The sequence below is a fragment of the Cellulophaga sp. RHA19 genome, assembly GCF_002813425.1.
GTDB lineage: Bacteria > Bacteroidota > Bacteroidia > Flavobacteriales > Flavobacteriaceae > Cellulophaga.
This window is the reverse complement of sequence record NZ_PHUL01000001.1, coordinates 3,145,969-3,172,397: the sequence shown is the minus strand read 5'-3', so window position 1 is coordinate 3,172,397 and position 26,429 is coordinate 3,145,969. Positions and strand designations below refer to the sequence as shown.

At 31.4% G+C, this 26,429-nt stretch carries 24 protein-coding genes; 21 read left to right on the top strand and 3 right to left on the bottom strand.

Annotation, left to right across the window (positions count from 1 at the left end; all coding sequences use genetic code 11):
• Positions 1 to 219 precede the first annotated feature (219 nt).
• The 3 genes from dnaK (at position 220) to AX016_RS17225 (ending at position 3,641) form a co-directional block, all read left to right on the top strand.
• Positions 220 to 2,118 (top strand): molecular chaperone DnaK, encoded by a 1,899-nt coding sequence (dnaK, locus tag AX016_RS13980; protein ID WP_100896198.1) that lies wholly within the window; start codon positions 220 to 222, stop codon positions 2,116 to 2,118.
• Positions 2,119 to 2,241: 123 nt separating this feature from the next.
• Complete coding sequence (locus AX016_RS13975) at positions 2,242 to 3,186, top strand: hypothetical protein (RefSeq protein WP_100896197.1); 945 nt, start codon at positions 2,242 to 2,244, stop codon at positions 3,184 to 3,186.
• A gap of 239 nt (positions 3,187 to 3,425) precedes the next feature.
• Positions 3,426 to 3,641 (top strand): hypothetical protein, encoded by a 216-nt coding sequence (locus AX016_RS17225; RefSeq protein ID WP_157811136.1) that lies wholly within the window; start codon positions 3,426 to 3,428, stop codon positions 3,639 to 3,641.
• A gap of 5 nt (positions 3,642 to 3,646) precedes the next feature.
• Here AX016_RS17225 and AX016_RS13965 read toward each other — a convergent pair whose 3' ends face one another.
• On the bottom strand, positions 3,647 to 4,294 hold the full coding sequence (locus AX016_RS13965) for an alpha/beta hydrolase (protein ID WP_100896195.1): 648 nt from the start codon (positions 4,292 to 4,294) through the stop codon (positions 3,647 to 3,649).
• Between the two features lie 90 nt (positions 4,295 to 4,384).
• Here AX016_RS13965 and AX016_RS13960 point away from each other — a divergent pair, with 90 nt between their 5' ends.
• The 15 genes from AX016_RS13960 (at position 4,385) to AX016_RS13890 (ending at position 20,359) form a co-directional block, all read left to right on the top strand.
• Complete coding sequence (locus AX016_RS13960; protein ID WP_100896194.1) at positions 4,385 to 4,810, top strand: PaaI family thioesterase; 426 nt, start codon at positions 4,385 to 4,387, stop codon at positions 4,808 to 4,810.
• Between the two features lie 4 nt (positions 4,811 to 4,814).
• Positions 4,815 to 5,924: a chorismate-binding protein gene (locus tag AX016_RS13955; RefSeq protein ID WP_100896193.1), complete on the top strand. Its 1,110-nt coding sequence runs from the start codon at positions 4,815 to 4,817 to the stop codon at positions 5,922 to 5,924.
• Between the two features lie 65 nt (positions 5,925 to 5,989).
• A complete protein-coding gene (gene menD, locus AX016_RS13950; RefSeq protein WP_100896192.1) occupies positions 5,990 to 7,747 on the top strand; it encodes a 2-succinyl-5-enolpyruvyl-6-hydroxy-3-cyclohexene-1-carboxylic-acid synthase in 1,758 nt (585 codons plus the stop codon).
• Positions 7,748 to 7,788: 41 nt separating this feature from the next.
• Positions 7,789 to 8,133, top strand: a complete 345-nt coding sequence (locus AX016_RS13945; RefSeq protein ID WP_100896191.1) for a DUF2853 family protein — start codon at positions 7,789 to 7,791, stop codon at positions 8,131 to 8,133.
• An 83-nt stretch (positions 8,134 to 8,216) separates the two neighbouring features.
• Positions 8,217 to 9,044, top strand: coding sequence for a CvfB family protein (locus AX016_RS13940; RefSeq protein ID WP_100896190.1), 828 nt, complete (start codon positions 8,217 to 8,219; stop codon positions 9,042 to 9,044).
• Between the two features lie 152 nt (positions 9,045 to 9,196).
• On the top strand, positions 9,197 to 9,805 hold the full coding sequence (locus AX016_RS13935) for an SPOR domain-containing protein (protein ID WP_100896189.1): 609 nt from the start codon (positions 9,197 to 9,199) through the stop codon (positions 9,803 to 9,805).
• 2 nt (positions 9,806 to 9,807) lie between these two features.
• A complete protein-coding gene (gene menA, locus AX016_RS13930; protein ID WP_100896188.1) occupies positions 9,808 to 10,713 on the top strand; it encodes a 1,4-dihydroxy-2-naphthoate octaprenyltransferase in 906 nt (301 codons plus the stop codon).
• 37 nt (positions 10,714 to 10,750) lie between these two features.
• On the top strand, positions 10,751 to 11,497 hold the full coding sequence (locus AX016_RS13925; protein ID WP_100896187.1) for a LytR/AlgR family response regulator transcription factor: 747 nt from the start codon (positions 10,751 to 10,753) through the stop codon (positions 11,495 to 11,497).
• Positions 11,498 to 11,798: 301 nt separating this feature from the next.
• Positions 11,799 to 13,829 carry a sensor histidine kinase gene (locus AX016_RS13920; RefSeq protein WP_100896186.1) on the top strand — a complete coding sequence of 677 codons (2,031 nt, stop codon included), beginning with the start codon at positions 11,799 to 11,801 and terminating at the stop codon, positions 13,827 to 13,829.
• Positions 13,830 to 13,851: 22 nt separating this feature from the next.
• Positions 13,852 to 14,532: a metal-dependent hydrolase gene (locus tag AX016_RS13915; RefSeq protein ID WP_100896185.1), complete on the top strand. Its 681-nt coding sequence runs from the start codon at positions 13,852 to 13,854 to the stop codon at positions 14,530 to 14,532.
• A 12-nt stretch (positions 14,533 to 14,544) separates the two neighbouring features.
• Positions 14,545 to 15,594 (top strand): o-succinylbenzoate synthase, encoded by a 1,050-nt coding sequence (locus AX016_RS13910; protein ID WP_100896184.1) that lies wholly within the window; start codon positions 14,545 to 14,547, stop codon positions 15,592 to 15,594.
• Positions 15,585 to 16,523, top strand: a complete 939-nt coding sequence (locus AX016_RS13905) for a CPBP family intramembrane glutamic endopeptidase (protein ID WP_100896873.1) — start codon at positions 15,585 to 15,587, stop codon at positions 16,521 to 16,523. Before AX016_RS13910 ends, AX016_RS13905 begins: the two co-directional genes overlap by 10 nt.
• Complete coding sequence (locus AX016_RS13900) at positions 16,513 to 17,568, top strand: AMP-binding protein (protein ID WP_100896183.1); 1,056 nt, start codon at positions 16,513 to 16,515, stop codon at positions 17,566 to 17,568. Before AX016_RS13905 ends, AX016_RS13900 begins: the two co-directional genes overlap by 11 nt.
• A gap of 92 nt (positions 17,569 to 17,660) precedes the next feature.
• Complete coding sequence (locus tag AX016_RS13895; RefSeq protein ID WP_100896182.1) at positions 17,661 to 18,257, top strand: carboxypeptidase-like regulatory domain-containing protein; 597 nt, start codon at positions 17,661 to 17,663, stop codon at positions 18,255 to 18,257.
• A gap of 5 nt (positions 18,258 to 18,262) precedes the next feature.
• Entirely contained in the window at positions 18,263 to 20,359 is a 2,097-nt protein-coding gene (locus tag AX016_RS13890; RefSeq protein ID WP_100896181.1) for a VWA domain-containing protein, read from the top strand.
• Positions 20,360 to 20,398: 39 nt separating this feature from the next.
• On the opposite strand, the gene AX016_RS13885 is transcribed toward AX016_RS13890, so the two are convergent.
• Together AX016_RS13885 and AX016_RS13880 are read right to left on the bottom strand one after the other, a co-directional pair.
• Complete coding sequence (locus AX016_RS13885; protein WP_100896180.1) at positions 20,399 to 21,673, bottom strand: MFS transporter; 1,275 nt, start codon at positions 21,671 to 21,673, stop codon at positions 20,399 to 20,401.
• Positions 21,674 to 21,702: 29 nt separating this feature from the next.
• Complete coding sequence (locus AX016_RS13880; RefSeq protein ID WP_100896179.1) at positions 21,703 to 23,331, bottom strand: acyl-CoA carboxylase subunit beta; 1,629 nt, start codon at positions 23,329 to 23,331, stop codon at positions 21,703 to 21,705.
• Between the two features lie 92 nt (positions 23,332 to 23,423).
• Here AX016_RS13880 and AX016_RS13875 point away from each other — a divergent pair, with 92 nt between their 5' ends.
• The 3 genes from AX016_RS13875 to ettA all read left to right on the top strand — a co-directional run bounded on the left by AX016_RS13875 (position 23,424) and on the right by ettA (position 26,428).
• A complete protein-coding gene (locus AX016_RS13875; RefSeq protein ID WP_100896178.1) occupies positions 23,424 to 24,407 on the top strand; it encodes a Gfo/Idh/MocA family protein in 984 nt (327 codons plus the stop codon).
• 65 nt (positions 24,408 to 24,472) lie between these two features.
• Positions 24,473 to 24,649, top strand: coding sequence for a CAL67264 family membrane protein (locus AX016_RS17320; RefSeq protein WP_170854685.1), 177 nt, complete (start codon positions 24,473 to 24,475; stop codon positions 24,647 to 24,649).
• A gap of 87 nt (positions 24,650 to 24,736) precedes the next feature.
• Positions 24,737 to 26,428 (top strand): energy-dependent translational throttle protein EttA, encoded by a 1,692-nt coding sequence (gene ettA, locus AX016_RS13870; protein ID WP_100896177.1) that lies wholly within the window; start codon positions 24,737 to 24,739, stop codon positions 26,426 to 26,428.
• Position 26,429 lies beyond the last annotated feature (1 nt).

Here is a 26,429-nt window from a genome sequence, read left to right as displayed (position 1 = left end):
TTACTGCGGACAAATATACATTTTGGAATCATATATTAAACCTTTTTGTGGTATTTGTTTATTTATAGTGGTTGTGTGTCATCAGCCAAAATAAAAGTATTAAAATAAAATGAAAAATGTGTACTGCCACCTTGTCATATTTTGTTTGCTTGGCATATTGTTTGTCATTGTATTATCAAAATTAAAAAATATAAACGCTAATTATTTAAGTAATATAATATGAGTAAAATTATTGGTATAGATTTAGGAACAACCAATTCTTGTGTTTCTGTAATGGAAGGAAATGAAGCGGTTGTGATTCCAAATGCAGAGGGTAAAAGAACAACACCATCTGTGATTGCATTTGTAGAAGGTGGAGAAATTAAGGTTGGTGACCCTGCTAAAAGGCAAGCGGTTACAAATCCTACTAAAACCATATATTCTATTAAACGTTTTATGGGTAACAAATACTCTGAGTCTAATAAAGAAGCAGATAGAGTACCTTATAACGTAGTAAAGGGAGATAACGATACACCTAGAGTTGATATAGATGGTCGTTTATATTCTCCACAAGAATTATCTGCAATGATTCTTCAGAAAATGAAGAAAACAGCAGAGGATTACTTAGGACAAGATGTTTCTAGAGCTGTAATTACAGTTCCTGCATACTTTAATGATGCGCAAAGACAAGCTACAAAAGAAGCTGGTGAAATTGCTGGTTTAACAGTAGAGCGTATTATTAACGAACCTACTGCTGCTTCTTTAGCATACGGTATGGATAAAAAAGATACTGACCAGAAAATAGTAGTATTTGATTTTGGTGGTGGTACACATGATGTATCTATATTAGAATTAGGTGATGGTGTTTTTGAAGTATTATCTACAGACGGAGATACACACTTAGGTGGTGATGATGTTGACCAAAAAATTATTGATTGGTTAGCTGATGAATTTAAAAGCGAAGAAAGCATAGACTTACGTGAAGATGCTATGGCATTACAACGTTTACGTGAAGCTGCTGAAAAAGCTAAAATTGAATTATCTTCTTCTGCACAAACAGAAATTAATTTACCATACGTAACAGCTACGGCTTCTGGTCCTAAGCACTTGGTACGTACGTTAACGTTAGCTAAATTTAATCAGTTAATTGATGATTTAGTAAAAAGAACAATAGCTCCTTGTGAGTCTGCATTAAAATCTGCAGGTTTATCTAAGAGTGATATTGATGAGATTATTTTAGTAGGTGGTTCTACACGTATTCCTGCAGTAGTAGAAGCTGTTGAGAAATTCTTTGGTAAAAAACCATCAAAAGGTGTTAACCCAGATGAGGTTGTTGCAGTAGGTGCAGCTATCCAAGGTGGTGTATTAACTGGTGATGTTAAAGATGTATTATTATTAGATGTTACACCATTATCTTTAGGTATAGAAACTATGGGTAGTGTAATGACTAAGTTAATAGAAGCTAACACTACAATACCAACTAAAAAGTCTCAAGTGTTCTCTACGGCAGCAGACAATCAGCCATCTGTAGAAATACACGTTTTACAAGGTGAGCGTCCAATGGCTAATGATAACAAGACAATAGGTCGTTTTCATTTAGATGGTATTCCACCAGCACAAAGAGGTACTCCGCAAATTGAAGTAACTTTTGATATTGATGCTAACGGTATTATTAAAGTATCTGCTACAGATAAAGCTACTAACAAGACGCAAGACATTAGAATTGAAGCTTCTTCTGGTTTAACTGAAGAAGAAATCAAGAAAATGAAAGCTGAAGCTGAAGCTAATGCAGAAGCAGATAAGAAAGCTAAAGAAACTGCTGATAAATTAAATGAAGCAGACGGAATGATTTTCCAAACAGAAAAGCAATTAAAAGAGTTTGGAGATAAAATCTCTGATAACAATAAGAAACCAGTAGAAGAAGCTTTAGAAGAATTAAAGAAAGCTTACGAAACTAAAGACTTAGCAGTTATTACTCCGGCTTTAGATAAAATTAATGAAGCTTGGAAAGGTGCTTCTGAAGAAATGTACAAAGCCCAAGCAGAAGCTCAAGGCGGTGCAGCTCCAGGACCAGATGCTGGTGCAGAAGCAAAAGAAGGTGATGATGTAGAAGATGTAGACTTTGAAGAAGTAAAGTAACATTTTTAACTTACCATATAAAAACCCACTAAATTAATTTTTAGTGGGTTTTTTAGTAATTAAAAGTAATGTTTTACCTTCTATTTAATTTTTTATAACTAATAAATAGCCTAATTTTGGAGTATGACGTTAACCAAACACCATCTGTACTTATTAGCTATTTTTCTATTGCCTTTTTCTATAGGCGCACAAGAGTTACGTATTTTTACAAAAGCAGATTTTAATTTAGTTGGCAATGTTAAAAAGAGTACCGTAATTACTAAGTACGGTAAAGAGGAATTTTACTTTAATAAGGATGGAAAGTTAAATAAGTCCATTACACGTTATACAGACCAAGATTACAGTATAACATACTACAGGTACAAGAACAACGAGATTTTAGAAAAACGTCTAGAAAACTATAGAGATGGTGTTTTTGATAAAAGCACATCTATAGCTCATATTCTTAAAATAGATACTACCAATAACAAACATATTACAGAGAAGATACTTACATATAGTAAAAAGTTTTTAGACCAGTATGAGTATGAGTTTGATGCTGATGACAAATTAATAGTAATTAAGCGTATTAATAATGAAGAGGTAGATGAAACCACAATAAAGTACACTACCACAGATAACGAAAAAGAACAAGCATTTTACTTAAACGGAAAAATTTTAAAATCTGTTAGAGAATCATACAAGACAAATACAAAAAACGAAAAAATAAAAACGGTTTTAACCAAGCAATTCTTAGATGGCAAACCTTTAAAGGCAGAGGAAGTAGTTAGTAAAGAAAATGGTACTATTATTTATAAAGATTACTTTGTGCCAGATGCTACAGAGTCTAAATTTGTTTTTGATAAAAAAGAAACTTACACCTACAAGCCAGAAGAACTAGTTATAGATAAGATAACAGTAACAAAAGGTAAAACAACTAAAGAAATAACCTATATGCACCAGTTTGACGGTGATAAAGGAAACTGGATTAAACAGGTAATATCACCAGACAATACGTATACTACACGTAAGATAGAGTATTATCCAGAAGAAGAAATATCTACTGAAGAGAAAACTGTTAAGCAATAATTTTATGTATTAAGATATTTTTTTGTGTTTAAATGGAGTTATATAATTTTAAATTAGACATTTATAACAAAATTGTAGTTTTATATAAGTTTAGATTCTATAAACAGATTAAAAATACTGGAATAATTTTAGAAGACTTATGTAAAGAAGAGAATTCTTCAGATAACCAAGATGTTTATAATTTAGTTTGTTTTGATCAAGAGAACTCATATAATATTAAGTTTTCAAATTTAATTGAGATGATATACTTGTTAGTTAAGATTGCAGAAACTAGATTATCTATTTTGTTGAAAAAAGAAAGAGAGTTACTAGAAGTTATTAATACTGAAGAGTATGGTGAAAGTAGGTATTTTAATGATAAAGAAACTACTGCGATGAGTATTAACTCTACTAAAAATTTAATTAATCATTTTAGTGAAAAGTTGATAAGTCTAGGTGTATATGATTCTATGTGAATCGTTTATTCTACTAAAGAATTTATTATTTCTTTTTTTACTTCGTGTACTCCTTTAAAAGTTATAAAGTTGGTGTTAGGGTCTATAATGTTTTTAATTCTTATTTTTTCTAACTGCTTGCGATCATCATCAAAATAAGCATCTTCATCACCCACTATATAAGTAGTTTTTGTTTTATTATCACTTAGGTAAGTAAAGTCTTCTTTAGAGAGTTCTTTTGGCACAGTACCAGCATATAACACAAAGTGGTTGCATTTAATTTTTTCCTGAGCTAACCATCTTGTAACAACAGATACTCCTTGGGAATACCCTAATACTATAAAATTAGTATGTTCAGGGATGTTTTCTGTTTTGTAAACGGTGTTTAAATATGTTATAATATTTTTTGTTTCTGCAACGGTATTTTCTCTAGTAAGCCAACTTGCGCCAATATGGGTAAACTTATTGTTTAAGTAATATTTAGATGGTGCTTGTGGTGCAATTATGTAATTTTCTTTGGTATTAAGTTCTTTAAAGTAACGTAGAAAATATTTACTTAAATAACCAATTCCGTGACATACAAGCCATACGTTTTTAGTATCCTTGGTTAAGGTATTAAGAGTAGCGTAAGAGTTAGTTGTAGTATAAGTTACTTCTTTTTCTGTAAGCTGCATAAACTATTGTTTGTATAGGTATAAAAATCAAAATTTAAAGTTATGGCTTTTGTTGTATTTGGATTGGTTATTTTTACAAAAAAATAGAAGATGAACGAATTTCAAGAAAAAATACTACGTATTTGTAATGAAAACTCTAAGAATACGCTAATGGAAACATTAGATATAGAGTATGTAGAAGTTGGTGAGAATTTTTTAGTTGCTAAAATGCCAGTAACACCAAAGGTATATCAACCAGATGGTATTTTACATGGCGGAGCAACAGCAGCATTAGCAGAAAGTGTTGGTAGTGCAGCGTCTTATATTTTTTTAGATGGAAAAGAATATTTTGTACGTGGTTTAGAAATTACTGCAAACCACGTTAAGAGCGTTAAGGATGGTAATGTGTATGCTAAAGCTAGTATTATACATAGAGGAAGAACTACGCAGCTATGGGAAATTAGAGTTACTAATGATGCTGAAGAATTGGTATCTTTATGTAAGTTAACAACTATTTCTTTACCAAGAAAAAAGTAATTAAATGAATCATTTTTTTGAGCAATTACAAGCGCAGCTTAATAACCAAAAGCCTTTTGTAGTTTACAGAAAACCAAATGAAGCTGTAGTTACAGCTGTTTTACAGCAAGATACTGTATTACACCACGTAAAAGACTATCAGGAGTCTGGTTTTGTATTTGCTCCGTTTGATAGTACTACGGCATCAATCATAATACCTAACACAACTGTTATAACATCAAACTACATTGTAGAAGAACAAACAACTTCTACTGTAGATGGTGATGTAGTTATTTCATCAACCCAAAAAGAAAAAGAAGCACATATTGCACTTGTAAAAAGTGGCGTAGCTGCAATTTCAGAAGGATTGTTAACAAAAGTTGTTTTGTCTCGCAGTATAAAAGAACCAAGTAAAAAAGAGCCTTTACAGTTATTTAAAGAGTTATTGGCTACTTATAATACTGCGTTTTGTTATTTGTGGTATCATCCTAAAGTAGGAATGTGGTTGGGGGCAACACCAGAAGTATTGCTAAAAACAAATAACCAGCGTTTAGAGACTTCGTCTTTAGCAGGTACTCAAGTATATAAAAAAGGACAGGAGCCAGTTTGGGGAGAAAAAGAATATAATGAGCAGGATGTTGTTACGCAGTTTATTAAAAAAGAACTGGCAGATAAAGTAACTAATTTAAAAGCTACAGAAGTAGCATCTGTAAGAGCAGGCAAATTATGGCATTTACGCACCAAAATAACGGGAGTAATGCAAAACAATTTAAAAGATATTTTAGAAGCACTACATCCTACGCCAGCTACTTGTGGTTTGCCTAAGCAAAAAGCTAAAGACTTTATATTAGAAAACGAAAGTTATAAAAGAAGTTTTTATACTGGTTTTTTAGGAGAACTAAACTTTAGTAAAGAGCAATATAGGGCAAAAACAAAGCGAAATATAGAAAACAGAGCATATTCAGCTATAACTAAGGTTAGTAATTTATACGTTAATCTACGCTGTGCAGAACTTACTAATGACGCCGTTAAAGTATACGTAGGTGGTGGTATTACCATTGGGTCTAACCCAGAAAAGGAATGGGAAGAAACTGTTGCTAAAAGTGGTACTATGTTGCGTATTATTTTAAAATAATTGGGTAAACTATGCTTTAGGATGTACTTTTGCATAATTAAATTACTAATAAATATTCTTATAATTTGAGATACTCTAGCATACCTACTGCCCAATCTGTAATACTGCATTGTAAGGCTAAAGGGGTTAAAGATATTGTAATATCACCAGGTTCTAGAAATGCACCATTAACTATTGGGTTTACAGAAGATCCGTATTTTAAGTGTTATAGTGTAGTAGATGAGCGTTGTGCTGCTTTTTTTGCACTAGGTATTGCACAAAATACGGGTAAAATTGTAGCTGTAGTGTGTACTTCTGGTAGTGCTATGCTTAACTATTACCCAGCAGTAGCAGAGGCTTATTATAGTGATATTCCTTTACTTGTAATTTCTGCAGATAGGCCAAGTTATAGAATAGACATAGGAGACGGACAAACAATACGGCAAGAGGATGCTTTTAAAAACCATATTGGTTACCAAGCCAATTTAAAGCAGGATGTTTCCCATGCTACTGAAACAGTTGAGAAATTTGGACAGTCTATATTGTCTTCTAAAAAAACAATAGAAGAGCAACAAAAAAATATTAATATTTACAATGGCGTTGAGTTAGAAAATGCTATAGATTATGCTATGCAGGAGTTTGCTCCAGTACATATTAATGTGCCCTTAGAGGAGCCTTTGTATAATACAGAGGAGCATAGTTGTGTATATCCTACAGTAAAGGAAGAAGAAGATGTTATGCCAAAAACTTGTTCTAGGTTAGATGATTTTGCTTCTATATGGAATACTTCTACTAGAAAAATGATTTTAGTAGGTGTTAATAAGCCAAATGTAGTAGAACAGCAGTTTTTAGATGAATTGGCAGAAGATGAATCTGTAATTGTATTTACAGAAACAACATCTAACATACACCATCCAACATTTTTTAATAGTATAGATAGCATTTTAGCTCCTATTGAAAAATCTGAGAATAAAGAAGAGTTATTTTCTGCACTAAGACCAGATGTGTTATTAACCTTTGGCGGGTTAGTAGTATCAAAAAAAATAAAACATTTTTTACGCAATTATAAGCCTAAACACCATTGGCATATAGATGGTAAAAAGGCATACAATACATTCTTTAGTTTGTCTCATCACTTTAAAGTAGACACAAATACGTTTTTTAATACTTTTTTAGACAAGACAAAGTTTGTAGATAGTACGTACTTTGCTAAATGGTCTAAAGTAAAAGAGAATTATGAAGAAAAGCGTAATGCTTACTTAAAGACTATTGAGTTTTCTGATATGCTAGCTTTTTCAAACATATTACCAAGCATACCAGATGGGTACCAAGTACATTTATCTAATAGCTCTACGGTAAGGTATGCGCAGTTATTTCCTTTAAAAAATACGCTAAAAGTATATTGTAATAGAGGAACTAGTGGTATAGATGGTTGTACGTCTACAGCCGTAGGTGCATCAATCTATAACAAAAAGCCAACGTTACTGGTTACAGGAGATTTAAGCTTTTTGTATGATAGCAATGCACTTTGGAACAATTATGTAAAACCTAATTTTAGAATAATTGTAATAAATAATAGTGGTGGAGGTATTTTTAGGATTCTACCAGGGCAAGAAGAAACAGAAAATTATAAAACATATTTTGAAACCGCTCATAATTTAGAAATTTCTAATTTGTGTACTATGTATGGTGTTGATTATAAGTTGGCTGAGGACGAAGAAACGTTAAAGCAACATTTAGAAGATTTTTACAATGAATCTGATAAAGCAAAATTATTAGAGGTGAAAACACCTAGAATAATAAACAATAAAATTTTGCTTAGTTATTTTGATTTTATATCTTAGAAGCATTATTAACATTAACTATACAAAAGAACATTAAAATTATGAGTCAAAGAGATGATTTAATTACAAAGTATGCAGCGGATTTAAAAGATAAATTTGGAGAAACTGCAGATATGGATTTATTAACAAAAGTAACTATTGGTTTAGGTCCGTCTATTTATAATAAAGATTCTTCTAAAGTATCTGGTTCAGATGAAAAAGAATTAGAAACAGTGAAGAAAAACTTTTTAATGAAAAAGTTAGGGATGAGTGATGATCCTAAGTTAATGGAAGGTATTAAAGCTGTTATGGATAAATACGGTGCTTCTAACAGAAACAAACATAGAGCTGTTGTGTATTACAAATTAGCACAACATTTTAAAAAGGAGTCTGTTTACAATAAATAGATTTTAATAAATTATGTAAAAGAGGCTACCTAAGTAAGGTAGCCTCTTTTTTTTACTGTACTTTTGTAGCATATAATAGTAAGATGGAATTAGGAAAATACAACTCTTTAGAAATATTAAGAGATACCAGTGTTGGTTTGTTTTTAGGAGATACAGACGGTAACGATGTTTTGTTACCAAATAAATATGTACCAGAGAATTTTGAAATAGGAGATATGCTTACTGTATTCTGCTATTTAGATTATGATGAGAGACCTATTGCAACAACATTAAAACCATACATTATTCGTAATGATTTTCATTTGTTGCGTGTAGCTGAGGTTAATAACTTTGGTGCTTTTATGGAATGGGGACTAGAGAAGCATTTATTAGTGCCATTTAGAGAACAACGAACTAAAATGGTAGACAATCAATGGTACATTGTTTATTGTTATTTAGATGAACAAACAGATAGGTTGGTTGCATCTAATAAATTAGATAAGTTTTTATCTAACGAAGAGTTAACTGTAGAGAATAATGATGAGGTAAATGTATTATTTACTCGTAAAACCGATCTTGGTTGGGAAGTAATAATTAATAACCTGCATAAAGGTTTGGTGTATGCTAATGAAGTATTTAAAGATATAGCAATTGGCGATAAACAAATAGGATATATTAAAAACATACGACCAGACAATAAAATTGATGTTTCTCTACAACCTCTAGGGCATTTAATTTTAGAGCCAACGGCTAATACTATTTACGAAAAATTAAAGGATAATGGAGGCTTTTTAGGCTTGCATGATAAGTCTGATCCTGAAGATATAAAAAGAGAACTACAGCTAAGTAAAAAGGCCTTTAAAAAAGGAATTGGAACATTGTACAGAGAACGTAGAATAGAAATTAAACCAGACGGAATATACTTGATTTAAATAATTAGGAGTTAGTTTGTAAAATTAAACTTACAATAGTAATATTGTGCCTTAAATTAAATACTACAATATTTTATTTTAGTTTAAAAAACGTTAAATTGCATAGACCATATAACTATAAGCAAACATTAACCAACCTGTAAATTTAAAATATGCCATTTATTGAAGAAGTAGATTTATTAGAGCTACACAAAGATATTGATAAGGCTCAATTAATGAACGAACGTTTATTAGATCAAATTAAATATAAAAATAAAGAATTAAAGAGGAAGAGAAGGCAGCGTAATGTCTTAGGTGTAATTGCGGCTGTATTTTTTCTTGGTACTTTGGTGTTTACTTCTTTTTCAGCAGGTTTATCTACAAGAGCAAGAGCTTTTAATACAGAAGAGAATAATAATATTTTAGTTTCTATAGATAGTTTAGATGTTATTAAATCTCGTATAAATAACCTAAAGGAGCAAAACGAAGAATTAAACTTTGTTAATGATTTTTATTTAGCTCGTAATATTCTAGAAAAACAAACAATTTATTCTGTACAAGTAAAAACATTTGTAGACAACAATGTTACATTAGTATCTAACTCTTTAGCAAATACATTATTTGTAAAGAATAACCCTTTTTATACATATTCTATTGGAAATTTTGAAACTATTGAAGAAGCAAGAACTTTTAGGTTACAGCTTGTAAAAATGGGTTTTGAAGATGCTTTTGTTGCTTCATATAAAGATGGCAAAAGACTAAAAATAGAGAATCCTAACTAAGAATGAAATTAAAAGCTTGGGTAAATGCAGCCAGGTTAAGAACCTTACCATTATCTATTTCCGGAATTATTGTTGGTTATGCTTTAGCTAGTTTTTATGGTTTTGCCAATATTACCATTTTTGTATTAGCACTTTTAACTACTGTTGCCTTACAGGTAACATCTAATTTTGCTAATGATTATGGAGATGGCGTAAAAGGCACAGATAATGAAGACAGAATAGGTCCAAAACGTGCCTTGCAAAGTGGTATACTTAGCCGTAAGGAACTTAAAAAAGGAATTATAGTTGCTATTGTAATTAGTCTTTTTTTAATAATAGCATTAGTATTATCTGCTTTTACTACAGATAGCCTTATTTATATAGGAATATTTTTTTTACTAGGAGTTTTTGCTGTTTGGGCATCAATAAAATACACTGTTGGTAAATCTGCCTACGGCTACAGAGGTCTAGGAGATGTTTTTGTATTTATCTTTTTTGGACTTGTAAGTGTACTTGGTTCTATGTTTTTGCTTACAAAGTCTTTGTATATAATAACTATTTTACCGGCAGTTACCATAGGGTTGCTAAGTGTAGCTGTACTTAACTTAAATAATTTAAGAGATATTGTTTCTGATAAAAACTCAGGAAAAAACACGATTGTAGTTAAAATGGGTTTTTTAAACGGAAAAAGATACCATTATTCAATACTTATAACTAGCTTTATATGCGTATTGTATTTTACGGTATATAATTATACAAATTTTTTAAACTTTCTGTGGATATTAGCTTATATCCCTATTGCTAAACACTTTATAAAAGTTTTAAAAATGAAGGATTCATCAACAATGGATCCAGAACTCAAAATAGTAGCCTTAAGCAGTTTTTTATTCGCTATTTTGTTTTATTTTAGTTTTAATAATTTTTTGTAAATTAGCATAGATAAAGTCCATTATAAAACCAACAGAATTGGAAAAACCCATAAAAATATTAATTGTAGAAGATAACGTTATTATAGCAGATGATATGCAATCTATGCTAGAAGAAATTGGCTATGAAATAGTTGGTAACGTAATTGTATACGAGCAAGCGGAAGAAGTATTAAGAACAACAGAGGTAGATTTAGTTCTTATAGATATCATACTAGCATCAGACAAAACCGGTATAGATTTAGGTAAGCATATTAGAGACAACTATAACATACCATTTATTTTTGTAACATCTAACTCTGATAGAGCTACAGTAGAAAAGGCAAAAGTTGTTAAGCCAAATGGTTATTTAGTAAAACCTTTTGAGCAACAAGATTTATATACGTCAATAGAAATTGCATTATCTAACTTTAATTATTTAGATAAACAAGGTCTTACAGAGGATGATGTAGAAAAGCCAATGTCCAATTCTGTATTAAAGGATTCTATTTTTGTTAAAAAGCAGCATTTATATTACAGAATAAACTTTACAGATATACAGTTTATAAAAGCTGATAACGTATACCTAGAAGTAAACACTGCAGATAAAAAATTCCTAGTTAGATCACCACTAAAAGATTATTTAGAAAAACTACCTAGAGACAAGTTTTATAGAGCTCACAAATCTTACATTGTTAATGTAGATCATATTGGTGCTGTGAACTCCAAAGATGTTATGATTAATGATAAGTTAATCCCTATATCAAAAGAATTTAAAGAGTTTATTATTTCTTCAATGAACTCCTAGTTACCCTAAAATATATTACAAAGCCTTGCTAATTTTCTAGCAAGGCTTTTTTGTTGCTAATATTTAATGAAACCTTGTAATATTAAATAATATATTACCATTCTTACATAACTACGGTTCATTTATACATTTTAAGCAGTTTTGCCTTATTATTTTTGCTATTTTGAGCTTATAATTATTAAGAAAATCATAACTTGCCCTATAGTTTAACAAAAACTTAAGAAGAAAGAGCGTTTTAGGGCAATTCACTCTTTTACTTATACCCAAGTAAGTCAAAATTTTTTTATAATAGACCCCTAATATGATTACAAAAATTGCTAAATTTTTAAGTAACAATAAAAACATAGAGTACACTTTAAAAACTAACACCAGCGTATTTTCTACAAAAATATGTGTAACAGTATTATTTTTTTTACTTGCAATTACTAATACCTCTGTAGCACAAGATATAGAGTTACAACAAACTGTTTTGGATAGCTTTGTTAAAATTCCGTCTGCAAAAGACAAGTTTGCATACTTTTATAAAACACCAAATAGGTATAAAGAAAACTCTAGTTATGAGTGGTTAGAGCGTATAGACTCTATGCTAACAAAGGCAAAAAATGCTCCAGATGATGGTTCTGTAGAATATTATAGAATATTACAAGCTCACATACACCAAGACTTAGTTCAGTATGATAAAAGTATTGCAATTACTAACGAGTTGTATATTGATAAAACAAAGCTAAGTGATACGCTTAAAAGTGCTCTTTTAGATATTATGGATGAGAATTATTCTCAACTTAAATTATATGAAAAGCAAATTGCAATACGCAAAGAAAAAAAGGAACTAGGTTTAGCAGATAATATTTCATTCTTTGATATTTATGCAGATCAAGGACTTTATCAAAAAGCAAGAAGTGAGTATATAAGAGAAAAAAGCAATGTTGTTATTAGTCAAGATTATTACGGACAAGCTGTTTATAACAACAAAATTGGAGATTTTTTAAGGTTAGATAAATCATCACAAGTAGCACTAGAAAAATACCAAGAAGCGCGCAAATTTATAAACACATATCTAGATACAATAGCAAGACCAAAGACTGAAGATGAATTGGTAAAAGGAGTGCTGTTAAAAGGAGTTATAGAAGGTAACATTGGTAAATGCTATATGTTATTAAAAAGATACGAAGAGGCAATACCCTTGTTAGACTCTAGTTTGGTAAAAATTAGAGAAAATAATGTAGAAGTTTATTCTCAAGATGCTGTAGAAAATACTCTAGACCTAGCTAACTGTTATTTGCAAACTAATAAATTAGACAAGGTTTTAGAGCTTATTAACGATGACTTAAAAACAATTAAGGTGTCTAATGTGTTGCGTAAAAACCAATTGTTAGCGGTTTATTACCAAAAAATGGACGATTATAGAAGAGCAAACTTCTATTTAAATAATAATATCAGAATTAACGATTCTATCAGAGTTAATGAAACGCTAAAAAAGCATCAGCAAATAGCAACAGTTTTTGAAAAAGAACTAGAAAATTCTGAGGATAGATTAGACGAAAAAAAGATAGAATTAGAGAATGCAAAAATAGAGGCTCAAGCTAGTGATGAGCGTATGAGTCTTATTTTAATATCACTAATATTTACATTATTAGGCTTAGGAGGTTTAGTATTTGCGTATATTAAAAGTATTAAAAATCAACGTGTTATTGCAAAGCAAAATAACATTATAGAAAGTCAGTTAACAGAAAAAGATTCGCTTTTAAAAGAGATTCACCATAGAGTAAAAAATAACCTTCAAATGGTATCTAGTTTGTTAAGCTTGCAAACTAAAAATACTAAAAGTAAGGCTGCAATTATGGCTTTAGAAGAGGGTAAAAGTAGAGTAAAAGCAATGGCTTTAATTCATCAAAAATTATATCAGAATGATGATTTATCGGTAATAGAAATGCAAGGCTACGTAGAGAGTTTGGTAAACAGTGTGCAGTCTGTATTTAAAAAAGGCGGACATAACATTAATATTACCATTGATGCAGAAGGTGTAGAGTTAGATATTGACAGAGCAATCCCTTTTGGTTTAATATTAAATGAGCTTGTATCTAATTCCTTTAAATATGCTTTTCCAGATAATGATGAAAACGGAAAAATATACATTCATTTAAGAAACACAGAAACTGGTGGTTACTTTGAGTATACAGATAACGGTGTAGGTTTACCAGAGGATACAGACGAAAGAACAAAGTCATCTATGGGTATTCGTTTAATGAACCGTTTGGTAAATCAGTTACAATCTACACTTAATATAGATAAATCTGTAGAAGGAGTTCGTTTTTGGTTCAATTTTAAATAAATTTGAACTAAAATAACATACTATGAAAATTACATTTCTTGGTCACGCAACTTTGTTACTAAAAGTTGGAGGCAAAACTGTTTTGGTAGATCCATTTATTTCAGGAAACCCAAAGAATAATAATCAAGTAGATAAAGATACTTTAAATCCTGATTATATATTAGTTACGCATGCGCATCAAGATCATGTTTTAGATGTAGAAGACATAGCAAAAAGAACCAATGCGGTAATTGTTAGTAATTTTGAAATTGCTACATATTATGAAAACAAAGGTTTAAAAGTGCACCCAATGAACCACGGTGGTAGTTGGACTTTTGATTTTGGAACCGTAAAATATGTAAACGCAATACATACATCTTCATTTGCAGATGGTTCTGAAGGTGGTCTTCCTGGCGGATTTATTATTACATCAGTAAATAAAAGTATTTACATAGCTGGCGATACAGCCTTAACTATGGATATGAAACTTATACCAATGTTTGCCAAATTAGACTTAGCTGTTTTACCTATAGGCGATAATTTTACAATGGGTGTAGATGATGCTATTATAGCATCTAACTTTGTAGAATGTAATACTATTTTAGGTTACCATTTTGATACCTTTGGCTTTATAGAGATTGATGAAGCTAAAGCTGTAGAAAAGTTTAAAGCAGCCGGTAAACAACTACATTTATTGCCAATAGGTGATTCTCTTACAGTATAATACTGTAGTCTTATGAAAGCAATTTATAAAAAATACACTCTAGATTTTAAAAGACCTAGTGGTACGTCACGTGGTATACTAACCCAAAAAGAGACTTGGTTTATTATTTTAATAAACGATAATAAAACAGGAATTGGAGAATGCGGAATTTTAAGAGGTTTAAGTATAGACGATGTTCCAAATTATGAGGAAAAGCTAAATTGGGTGTGTAACAACATTCATTTGGGATTAGATGCTCTTTTGAGTGTTTTAGTAGAGTATCCTAGCATACAATTTGGTTTAGAGCAAGCATTTTTATCTTTAGCAGCAGAAAATCCTTTTATTCTATTTAAAAATGATTTTTCAACCAAAGAAGCTACAATTCCTATAAACGGATTAATTTGGATGGGAGAGGAGTCTTTTATGCATCAACAAATACAACAAAAACTACAAGACGGTTTTAGTTGCATTAAAATGAAAATAGGAGCAATAGATTTTGATAAAGAAGTTTCGCTTTTAAAATCGATTAGAAAAAAATATAAAAAAGAGGAAATAGAGTTACGTGTAGATGCTAATGGTGCTTTTAAAGAAGATGCCTTAGATAAACTTAAAATTTTAGCAGAATTAGACTTACACTCTATAGAACAGCCAATTAAGCAAGGTAATTATGCGCAAATGAAAAATTTGTGTGCCGTTACGCCATTACCTATTGCTTTAGATGAAGAATTAATTGGTGTTTTTGGTGTAACAAAAAAGGAAAAACTGCTACAAACTATACAACCTCAATATATTATTTTAAAGCCTAGTCTAGTTGGTGGTTTTAAAGGTTGCCAAGAATGGATTACTATTGCAGAAAAGTATAATATTGGTTGGTGGGTTACAAGTGCTTTAGAAAGTAATATTGGCTTAAATGCCATTGCACAATGGACCTACAGTTTACAGAGTAAAATGCCGCAAGGCTTGGGTACAGGTAGTTTGTATACCAACAATTTTAATAGCCCTTTGGAGGTTAGTAACGGAGCTATTAGTTACCGTAATAACCTAGATTGGCAACAAAATTTAATAGAAGATTTATGTATATAGAACAAGGACTAAAAGCAAAAACAAGAGGTATGTGGAAGTATTTTATTCTTCCTACAGGTTTTATAATTTTAATGATATTTAATTATATCTCTGTTAAAGCTTCTCCTGTGCCTGTAGATGAGTTAATGGATAAAATGATAGAGCAACTTGGCAGAAACCTTGTGTTTGCTATTAACCTAGTACCTTTAGCTTTTGGTTTGTTGGTTGTTTTAGGTTGGACAAAACTTGTTCACGGACAGTCTGTAACATCTTTAACTACCGCAAGAAAAAAGATAGACTTTAAACGTATTGGCTTTTCATTTGCTTTTTGGGGGTTACTAACCATATTCTTATTTGCTATAGGTTTTGTACTCTCTCCAGAGGATTTTGTTTTTAACTTTAAACTAGGACCTTTTATAACTTTAGCTATTATTAGCATACTTTTAATACCCTTACAAACCAGTTTTGAAGAATACCTTTTTAGAGGACATATGATGCAAGGTCTGGGTATTTTAGCAGGTAATAAGCTAGTACCTTTAATTGTAACATCTGTTTTATTTGGTGTTATGCATATGGCTAACCCAGAGGTAGAAACACTTGGTTATGGTATAATGGTGTACTACATTGGTACAGGTTTCTTTTTAGGTATTATAACTTTAATGGATGACGGTTTAGAACTTGCCCTTGGTTTTCACGCTGCTAATAATTTAATTGGAGCTTTGTTGGTTACTGCAGATTGGACCGTTTTTCAGACAGATTCTATTTATGTAGATGTGAGTAAGCCAGAACTAGGTTGGGATATTTTTGTACCTGTTTTAGTAATATATCCAATATTAATACTCCTTTTTGCTAAAAAATATAAGTGGACAAACTGGAAAGAAAAACTAACTGGTAAAGTTTTAAAAGAAGAGGAATTGACTCCTGAGCAACTTACAGACAATGCATTTTAATACAAAAATACATCCTAAATTTAAACTTAATGGTGTTTCTTTCTCTTATGATAGTCTAAAAGCGTTTACTTTAGAATTAATTAAAAAAGATAATTTTGAAAATGCCATAGGTTTATTTTTGCAAGATTGGCTTTCTAATTCGCCAACATTAATTATACACACTTCTGGTTCTACAGGTACACCTAAGCCAATAATAGTGCATAAAAAGCAGATGATGAATTCTGCTTTAGCAACTGGTGTTTTTTTTCATTTAAAAGAAAGTGATACTGCTTTGTTGTGTTTGCCAGCGAGTTATATAGCAGGTAAAATGATGTTAGTTAGAGCATTAGTTCTTGGTTTAGAAATAGACTATGTAGATCCTAGTTCTAATCCTTTAAATAAAGTAAGCAAACAATACAAGTTTTCTGCAATGGTTCCTATGCAGGTAAATAATAGTTTACAAAAATTACATATAATAGATACACTTATAATTGGTGGCGCAGCAGTTTCTTTAGATTTAAAAGATAAATTAAAAAATGCCTCTACACATTTGTATGAAACTTATGGGATGACAGAGACTATTACTCATATTGCTTTAAAAGAAATAAAATCTACATCATTTAAAACTCTGCCAAACGTAAAAATTTCTTTAGATAATCGTAATTGTTTGGTAATAGATGCACCAAAAGTATCAACGCAAATTATAATAACTAATGATGTAGTAGAATTAGTTTCAGAATCTGAATTTATATGGTTAGGTAGGTTTGATAATATTATAAATTCTGGAGGAATAAAATTGAATCCAGAGCAGATTGAAGCTAAATTATCTGACTATATTAAAACCGATTTTTTTGTATCTAGTTTGCCAGACCCTATTTTAGAAAACAAGCTTGTTTTGCTAATAGAAGATGAGCAACAAAATGAAGATATTTTAGCTGCACTAAAAGAATCTGAGGTGTTTACTTTTTATGAAATACCTAAAGATGTTTACTATATACAAGAGTTTACACGTACCAATTCTGGTAAAATTAAACGTACTAAAACTCTGCAATTGCTTAAAAAGTAACTTTACTCACTCAAAAGTACACTTCCCTAATTCTGTGTTTTTCTATTAATGTCTGTATTGTAGGTTTGTTTTAAACTTATAAACCAGTCATTATGAAAAACTTTTTAATTGCCTTATGTATTATTTTCTGTAGCACACAATTAAGTGCTCAAACTAAAATAGTTACAGGAACTGTAATGTGTGACAACATCCCTTTGCCCGGAGTAAATGTTGTTGTTAAAGGATCAAACAAAGGTGTATTAACAGATTTTAATGGTCATTTTTCAATAAAGTCTAAGGAAAATGATAAACTTGTCTTTACATATTTAGGTTATAAATCTAAAGAAATTAAACAGAAAAAAGTAAAGTCAACAGTTAACCTACAGGAAGATTTTACAATTTGCTTTCCAAAACTATCAGATAATCTTCCATTCAACATCTATGAGTTTGGAACTGAGAATATAAACACACAGCAAGACTTGTACAATACAATTAGAGCTAAAGTTCCGGGTGTACAAATAACCAATACTCAAAATAATAACATACCAAAAATTACAATGCGTGGTGATAGTAATACCATTGTTATTATTGATGGTATTCGTTATACAGATACTTCAATCTTACAGACTATAAACCCTTTAGATATAGAAAAAGTATATGTAGCTAATTCTGTAGCGGCATCTAACTATTTACTAACCAAAAGAAACTAAAACTTATGAAAAAACTATTATTTATACTTTGCATAATTGTATGTAGCATACAAGCAAAAGCACAAGAATTAACAATTACAGGTACAGTTACAGATGCTACTGGCCCTTTACCAGGAGTAAATATCATTAGTTCTGGGACAAAATACGGAACAACTACAGATTTTGATGGTTTATACACTATAAAAGCTAGTAAAGGAGATACGTTAGCATATACCTACATAGGCTATAAATACAAAGAGGTTGTAGTAAAAGATAATCTTAAAATAGATGTAGTTTTAGAAGAAGATAATACAGCTTTGGATGAAGTAGTTATCACAAGTTATGCAAGCTCTTCAGAGTTGGCATATTCAAGTAGAGCACGTAATGTTAGAAAGGTAACAAAGAGAGAAAAAATACAAAACAATATTTCTAGTCAATTATCAGGTAAAGTTGCAGGTGTGCAGGTTACAAAGGGTACAAAAAAAACAGCTAAGCCAATACAGATTAGAGGTGTATCTTCAATTAGCGCAGGTAATGAACCATTATACGTTGTAAACGGAGTTCCTGCAAAAGAGGGTAACAGAGCTATTTATAAAATTAAACCATCAAAAATTAAATCTATGGAGGTTTTTAAATCTGCTAAGGCAAGTGTTTTGTTTGGTGAAGCAGGTAAAAATGGATGCGTAATTATTACAACAAAAGGATATACTAGTACAATTAATTATGATGAAGAATATGCTAAGTTATCAGAAAGTCAGTTTAAAAAAGTTACACTAGATCCGCTTTCTACTTTTTCTATTGATGTTGATAAAGCTGGTTATAGTAACGTTAGAAGAATGATAAATAACGGAGAAAATATTCCTTTTGATGCTGTTAAGATTGAAGAAATGGTTAATTATTTTGATTATGATTACCCACAACCAACAGACGAGCATCCATTTTCTATATCTACAGATGTAGCTAAAACGCCTTGGAATATACAAACACAATTGGTTCGTATAGGTTTACAAGGAAAAGAGTATTTAAATGAAGAATTACCAGCTTCTAATTTAACTTTTTTAATAGATGTTTCGGGGTCTATGGAAGACTATAATAAGTTACCACTTTTGGTATCTGCTTTTAAATTATTAGTGCATCAACTTAGAGAAAAAGACAAAGTAGCTATAGTTGTATATGCTGGTGCTGCAGGAGTTGTTTTAGAGCCAACTAATGGAAATCAAAAAGAAAAAATAATAAATGCATTGCAAAAATTAGAAGCGGGTGGTTCTACAGCTGGCGGACAAGGTATTCAATTGGCGTATAAATTAGCAGAGAAGAATTTTAAAAAGAACGGAAATAACCGGGTAATACTTGCTACTGATGGCGATTTTAATGTTGGTGCGTCTAGTAATAGCGATATGGAAAAGCTAATAGAGGAAAAAAGAGCATCTGGTGTGTTTTTATCTGTACTTGGCTTTGGTATGGGTAATTACAAAGACTCTAAGTTAGAAACTCTTGCTGATAAAGGCAATGGTAACCACGCTTATATAGATACTATGCAAGAGGCACAAAAAGTATTTGGTAAAGAGTTTGGGGGTACATTATATACTATTGCTAAAGACGTAAAAATTCAGGTTGAATTTAATCCTGCTAAAGTACAAGCATACCGCTTAATTGGTTATGAAAATAGACTTTTGGCAGATGAAGATTTTGTAGATGATACCAAGGATGCTGGTGAGTTAGGAAGCGGACATAAGGTTACTGCTCTTTACGAGGTTGTTCCCGTTGGCGTAAAAAGTGATTATGTAAAAGATGTAGCAGAGTTAAAGTATACAAATACAGAAGCTGCAGCTAACTATACAGATGAGTTGTTTACGGTTAAGTTTAGATATAAAAAACCAAATTCTGATACAAGTGTAGAAATGGTTCACATTCAAAAAAATGAAGAAACAGTAATGTCTGCAGATTTTAAATTTGCTTCTGCAGTTGCTTTATTTGGACTTAAATTACGTAAATCTCAGTTTACAAATAATGCAAGTTTAAGTGCGGTTATTAAGTTAGCACAAGAGGGCAGAGGAGAAGATAAGCAAGGGTATAGAGCAGAGTTTATACGCTTGGTAAATGCAACGGATAAAGAGTTATAAGGAAAAGTGATGGTGGTTGTGTTTTTTAAAAAGTGCTGACTAAATATTGTTGGCACTTTTTTTATGTTGCAATCTGTAAAAAAAAACAGAAGCTAGTAAGCCAATTAAAGAGAAGCTAGCTAACATTACAAATACGTGTTGATGTCCTAGTTCTCCAGGAGAATTATCTAGTAACATACCCATTAATGGACCTGCAAAAATATCTGGTGTGTAGCCAATAATAGAAATTAAGCCTACGGCAGTACCTGTTAATAGCAAAGGTATGTGACCTTCTTGCATAGTTGCAAAATATAAAGAGCGTACAGCGTAAACTCCGGTTACTGTAATTAGTATGGATGTAATAAATAGTGCTGTGCTAGTAGGTGTTATAACTCCCGATGCAAATAGTAAAGCTCCTATAATACTAAGTATAAAACTAATAATAAGCCAAAGTGTAGTTTTGCTTTTATCTGCTAAAAAGCCTATTAAAATACCAATAACGGGTCTAATAAAGAGTAAAAGTGTTCCAATTTCTGCAGATTTAACCTCATTATATAACATTACTTCTTTTGCGTAGAGCGAGAAAACATCTGTAATTTTGTAGCCAACATAAGCACACAAAATAATAACCATTAATAACCAAACAGATGGTATTTTTAATACCGTTTTTATTTGATGCGTAGAGATAGACTGTAGTTGTATTTCTTCTTCTTTAATTTCTTTAGATTTTAAAAAGAACCATACAATTATGCCAATTACAACAATTATGGCAGACGTTACCCAAACAATGTAATTAAATGCTTCTGCTCTATTTGCTAAACTTGCAGTTTCTACAGAACCAATTATAAATAAAGAAAATATAAAAACTCCTAAGGCTCCAAAACTAGCACCAACTAAACCTCTGCCACCATCTAAAAAGCCAAATGCTTTACCTTGAGAAGTATTTCCGCCCCAAACACGAGTAGCTTTTATCATTGGTGCCCAAAACAAAAAAATTGTTGTAAAACCCCAATAACCGTACAATACTTTTAGTACAAAATAGCTAGGGTTTGCAGCAAGTACTAATCCGCCTAAAGCAGTAGAAAATAAAGCAATGGCAATTAGCTTTCTAGGAGGAAATTTATCTGCAATTGGTCCGCCTAATAAATAAGAACCCATTGCAACAAAACCGTAAACAGAAAAGCAAGTTCCTAGTTCTAAATTTGTGAGATTAAAAACCTCCAAAACTGTAGGTCTAAAAACTCTAGCTAAAACAAAAGGTAATATAAACACTGCTTCTCCTGATAGTATTAGGAGAAACAGGTATAACCAATTATGTTGTTTTTTAGTGTCGATATATAATTTTATTGTGGTGTATTGCTAGTTTAAACCTGTATTACTCCTAAATTAAAAGGCTTTTCAATAGGAGCGTGGTTTGCAGCTTCTATACCCATAGAGATCCATTTTCTTGTATCTAATGGGTCTATTACACCGTCAGTCCAAATACGAGAAGCAGCATAATATGGAGATATTTGCTCATCATATCTTGCTTTTACTTTGTCAAATAATTCTTTTTCTTTTTTCTCGTCTATTTCTTCTCCTTTTTTAAGTAAAGAAGCTTTTTCAATTTGCATTAAAACTTTAGCTGCAGAGTTACCACTCATTACAGCGAGTTCTGCACTTGGCCAAGCAGCAATTAACCTAGGGTCGTATGCTTTACCACACATAGCATAATTACCAGCTCCATAACTATTACCAATAACAATTGTAAATTTTGGTACAACAGAGTTGCTAACAGCATTTACCATTTTAGCACCATCTTTTATAATGCCACTATGCTCACTTTTACTACCAACCATAAAGCCAGTAACATCTTGTAAAAATACAAGCGGAATTTTCTTTTGGTTGCAATTTGCTATAAAACGGGTAGATTTGTCTGCGCTGTCATTATAAATAACACCACCAAATTGCATTTCTCCTTTTTTGGTTTTTACAAGCTTACGTTGGTTTGCAACAATACCAACAGCCCAACCATTTATACGAGCATACCCTGTAATTATAGTTTTTCCGTAACCTTCTTTGTATTCTTCAAACTCAGAATCATCAACCAAACGCTTAATAATTTCAAGCATATCATACTGGTCACTTCTAGATTTTGGCAAAATACCGTAAATATCTTTAGGGTCTAATTTTGGCTTTTTAGCTTCAATTCTGTTAAAACCAGCTTTATCAAAATCACCAATTTTATTTACTATTTTTTTAATTTTATCTAAAGCATCAGCATCATCTTTAGCTTTGTAATCTGTAACACCAGATATTTCGCAATGTGTAGTTGCACCACCTAAAGTTTCATTATCAATACTTTCACCAATAGCCGCTTTTACAAGGTAGCTGCCAGCTAAAAATATACTAGCTGTTTTGTCTACAATTAAAGCTTCATCACTCATAATTGGCAAATAAGCACCACCAGCAACACAACTTCCCATTACTGCAGAAATTTGAGTAATTCCCATACTACTCATCACAGCATTGTTTCTAAAAATACGCCCAAAGTGTTCCTTGTCTGGGAAAATTTCATCTTGCATAGGTAAATAAACACCAGCGCTATCTACCAAGTAAATAATTGGTAATCTATTTTCTATGGCAATTTCTTGCGCTCTTAAATTCTTTTTTCCGGTAATAGGAAACCAAGCACCAGCTTTTACAGTAGCATCATTAGCAACAACTATGCATTGCTTGCCTTGTACGTAACCTATTTTAATAACAACTCCTCCAGATGGGCAACCACCGTGCTCTTTATACATACCTTCACCGGCAAAAGCAGCAATCTCTATAGCATCTGCTTTATCATCTAAAAGGTAATCTATACGCTCTCTGGCTGTCATTTTGCCTTTGGCGTGTTGTTTTTCAATTTTACTTTTGCCACCACCCAACTTTACTTTACTTAATTTATGTTTTAAATCTGATAAAAGAAGTTTGTTGTGATCCTCGTTCTTATTGAAATTTATATCCATTCTGTAAAAATTGCTTTAGACCATAAAGATAAGTGGAATAATATATATGATATTACTTAACTTTGATAAAAGTTAGAAAAAAAGTTTATTTCATGCGAGAAAAAATTGGTTGGGGTATAGTTGGTTTAGGGAATATTGCAGAGAAATTTGCTAAAGATTTAGCATTGGTTAATACTGGAAAATTAGTTTCAATTTCTTCTAGAAGTAAAACTAAAGTTCAAGACTTTGCTGCCAAGCATAATGTAAAAAATAGTTATAATAACGCACAAGATTTGTTTAACTGTGCAGATGTAGACGTGGTTTATATAGCAACACCACATACGTTACATAAAGAGCTAAGCATTATGGCAATGAATAGCGGTAAACACGTTTTGTGCGAGAAACCTATGGGTGTTAATACAAAACAGGTTAAAAATATGATTGCTGCATCTGTAAAAAACAATGTTTTTTTAATGGAAGCTTTATGGAGTAGGTTTTTGCCATCAATACAAAAAGTAAAGCAAATTGTAGATGCAAAAGAGTTAGGAGAAATAAGCTATATAAAATCTGACTTTGCTTTTTATGGTTTAGATAGAGCAGAGGAAAGCAGGCTTTTAAATCCAAATTTAGCGGGTGGGTCTTTATTAGATATTGGTATTTATCCTGTTTTTTTAGCGTATTTACTTTTGGGTAAGCCTAATGAAATAATAGCTACAGCAAATTTTTATAAAACAGGTGTAGAAAAACAAGTTTCTATTATTTTTAAGTATGATAATGCACAGGCGCATTTGTATAGTGCTTTAACTGCTAATACCGAGACAAGCTCTGAGATAGCAGGTGATAAAGGTCTTTTAAAATTAGAAACTAGATGGCATGAAGCAGAAGGTTATTATATTGAAAAGTCTAGAGAAAAAGAATATTTTAAAACACCAAAATTAGGAGTAGGTTACACCTATGAAATAGAGGAGGTGCATAAATGTATAACTAACAACCAAATAGAAAGTAAACTATGGTCTCATCAAAATAGTTTAGACTTAATACAATTATTAGATCAAATTAGAGAAAAAACAAACATAGTTTTTCCTTTTGAAGCCTAATTTATTAGGTAAATTACCTATAAAATTACGATATTTGACAATTACTAAACCAACAAAATTAGAAGATGAATAAAAATACAGTTTTAGCGTGGGCTACATTTATAATGATATTTGTAGGCTTGGCGTTAATTGCACTTGGTGCTTTTAGGTATGATGATGTTGCCGGATGGGGATTTGCAGCCGTAGGATTTGGCTTTTTTGCTATTGCTTGGGTTTTTAATGCACTTAAAGGAAGAGTGTAAAACACAATATATTTGGGCAAAACAGCGTAATCTTATGCTGTTTTGCCTTTTTTTAATTCAATTAACAACTAAATAATAATAAAAGATATGTCTGACGATAAAAAAGTCATTTTTTCAATGTCTGGTGTTACAAAAACCTTTAAAACGGCAAATACACCAGTATTAAAAAATATATATTTAAGTTTCTTTTACGGTGCCAAAATTGGTATTCTTGGTCTTAACGGATCTGGTAAATCTACTTTATTAAAAATTATAGCTGGCTTAGATAAAAATTACCAAGGTGATGTAGTTTTTTCTCCAGGATATAAAGTAGGTTATTTAGAGCAAGAGCCACAATTAGACGATGATAAAACGGTAATAGAAATAGTTAAGGAAGGTGTTGCAGAAACTGTTGCTATTTTAGATGAGTACAATAAGATAAACGATATGTTTGGCTTAGAAGAAGTGTATTCTGATGCAGATAAAATGGATAAGTTAATGGCCAGACAGGCTGTGTTACAAGACCAGATAGATGCTAGTAATGCTTGGGAGTTAGATACTAAACTAGAAATTGCTATGGATGCATTACGTACTCCAGATGGCGATAAAAAAATAAGTGTATTATCTGGTGGTGAACGTAGAAGAGTTGCTTTATGTAGACTGTTATTACAAGAACCAGAAATTTTATTATTAGATGAGCCTACCAACCACTTAGATGCAGAGTCTGTACATTGGTTAGAGCACCATTTAGCACAATATAAAGGTACTGTTATTGCCGTAACGCATGATAGATACTTTTTAGATAACGTTGCTGGTTGGATTTTAGAGTTAGATAGAGGTGAAGGTATTCCTTGGAAAGGAAACTACTCTAGCTGGTTAGATCAAAAATCTAAACGTATGGCAGATGAAAGCAAAACAGCCTCTAAACGCCAAAAAACTTTAGAACGAGAGTTAGATTGGGTACGCCAAGGAGCTAAAGGTCGCCAAACAAAACAAAAGGCACGTTTAAAAAACTACGATAAATTAATGAGTCAAGATCAAAAACAACTTGACGAAAAATTAGAGATTTACATACCTAATGGTCCACGTTTAGGAACAAACGTAATAGAGGCTAAAGGTGTTAGTAAAGCTTTTGATGATAAATTATTGTACGAAGACTTAAACTTTAATTTACCACAAGCTGGTATTGTAGGTATTATTGGTCCTAACGGAGCTGGTAAAACAACAATATTTAGAATGATAATGGGAGAGGAAACTCCGGATAAGGGCGAGTTTAGTGTTGGTGAAACAGCTAAAATTGCATATGTAGATCAGAGTCACTCTAAAATTGATCCAGAAAAAACAATTTGGCAAAACTTTAGTGATGAGCAAGAGTTGGTAATGATGGGAGGTAAGCAAGTAAACTCTAGAGCTTATTTAAGTAGGTTTAATTTCTCTGGTAGTGAGCAAAATAAAAAAGTAAGTATGTTGTCTGGTGGTGAGCGTAACCGTTTACATTTAGCAATGACGTTAAAAGAAGAAGGTAACGTGTTACTTTTAGATGAGCCAACAAACGACTTGGATGTAAATACACTGCGTGCTTTAGAAGAAGGTTTAGATAATTTTGCAGGTTGTGCTGTAGTTATTTCTCACGATAGATGGTTTTTAGATCGTGTTTGTACGCATATCTTAGCTTTTGAAGGGGATTCGCAAGTTTATTTCTTTGAAGGTTCTTTCTCTGATTATGAAGAGAATAAAAAGAAACGATTAGGTGGTGACTTGATTCCTAAACGTATTAAGTATAAAAAATTAATTAGGTAAT

Coding starts and splice junctions, on each gene's coding strand:
- dnaK (WP_100896198.1), top strand. CDS start 220: ATGAGTAAAATTATTGGTATAGATTTAGGAACAACCAATTCTTGTGTT.
- AX016_RS13975 (WP_100896197.1), top strand. CDS start 2,242: ATGACGTTAACCAAACACCATCTGTACTTATTAGCTATTTTTCTATTG.
- AX016_RS17225 (WP_157811136.1), top strand. CDS start 3,426: ATGATATACTTGTTAGTTAAGATTGCAGAAACTAGATTATCTATTTTG.
- AX016_RS13965 (WP_100896195.1), bottom strand. CDS start 4,294: ATGCAGCTTACAGAAAAAGAAGTAACTTATACTACAACTAACTCTTAC.
- AX016_RS13960 (WP_100896194.1), top strand. CDS start 4,385: ATGAACGAATTTCAAGAAAAAATACTACGTATTTGTAATGAAAACTCT.
- AX016_RS13955 (WP_100896193.1), top strand. CDS start 4,815: ATGAATCATTTTTTTGAGCAATTACAAGCGCAGCTTAATAACCAAAAG.
- AX016_RS13945 (WP_100896191.1), top strand. CDS start 7,789: ATGAGTCAAAGAGATGATTTAATTACAAAGTATGCAGCGGATTTAAAA.
- AX016_RS13940 (WP_100896190.1), top strand. CDS start 8,217: ATGGAATTAGGAAAATACAACTCTTTAGAAATATTAAGAGATACCAGT.
- AX016_RS13935 (WP_100896189.1), top strand. CDS start 9,197: ATGCCATTTATTGAAGAAGTAGATTTATTAGAGCTACACAAAGATATT.
- menA (WP_100896188.1), top strand. CDS start 9,808: ATGAAATTAAAAGCTTGGGTAAATGCAGCCAGGTTAAGAACCTTACCA.
- AX016_RS13920 (WP_100896186.1), top strand. CDS start 11,799: ATGATTACAAAAATTGCTAAATTTTTAAGTAACAATAAAAACATAGAG.
- AX016_RS13915 (WP_100896185.1), top strand. CDS start 13,852: ATGAAAATTACATTTCTTGGTCACGCAACTTTGTTACTAAAAGTTGGA.
- AX016_RS13910 (WP_100896184.1), top strand. CDS start 14,545: ATGAAAGCAATTTATAAAAAATACACTCTAGATTTTAAAAGACCTAGT.
- AX016_RS13905 (WP_100896873.1), top strand. CDS start 15,585: ATGTATATAGAACAAGGACTAAAAGCAAAAACAAGAGGTATGTGGAAG.
- AX016_RS13900 (WP_100896183.1), top strand. CDS start 16,513: ATGCATTTTAATACAAAAATACATCCTAAATTTAAACTTAATGGTGTT.
- AX016_RS13895 (WP_100896182.1), top strand. CDS start 17,661: ATGAAAAACTTTTTAATTGCCTTATGTATTATTTTCTGTAGCACACAA.
- AX016_RS13890 (WP_100896181.1), top strand. CDS start 18,263: ATGAAAAAACTATTATTTATACTTTGCATAATTGTATGTAGCATACAA.
- AX016_RS13880 (WP_100896179.1), bottom strand. CDS start 23,331: ATGGATATAAATTTCAATAAGAACGAGGATCACAACAAACTTCTTTTA.
- AX016_RS13875 (WP_100896178.1), top strand. CDS start 23,424: ATGCGAGAAAAAATTGGTTGGGGTATAGTTGGTTTAGGGAATATTGCA.
- AX016_RS17320 (WP_170854685.1), top strand. CDS start 24,473: ATGAATAAAAATACAGTTTTAGCGTGGGCTACATTTATAATGATATTT.
- ettA (WP_100896177.1), top strand. CDS start 24,737: ATGTCTGACGATAAAAAAGTCATTTTTTCAATGTCTGGTGTTACAAAA.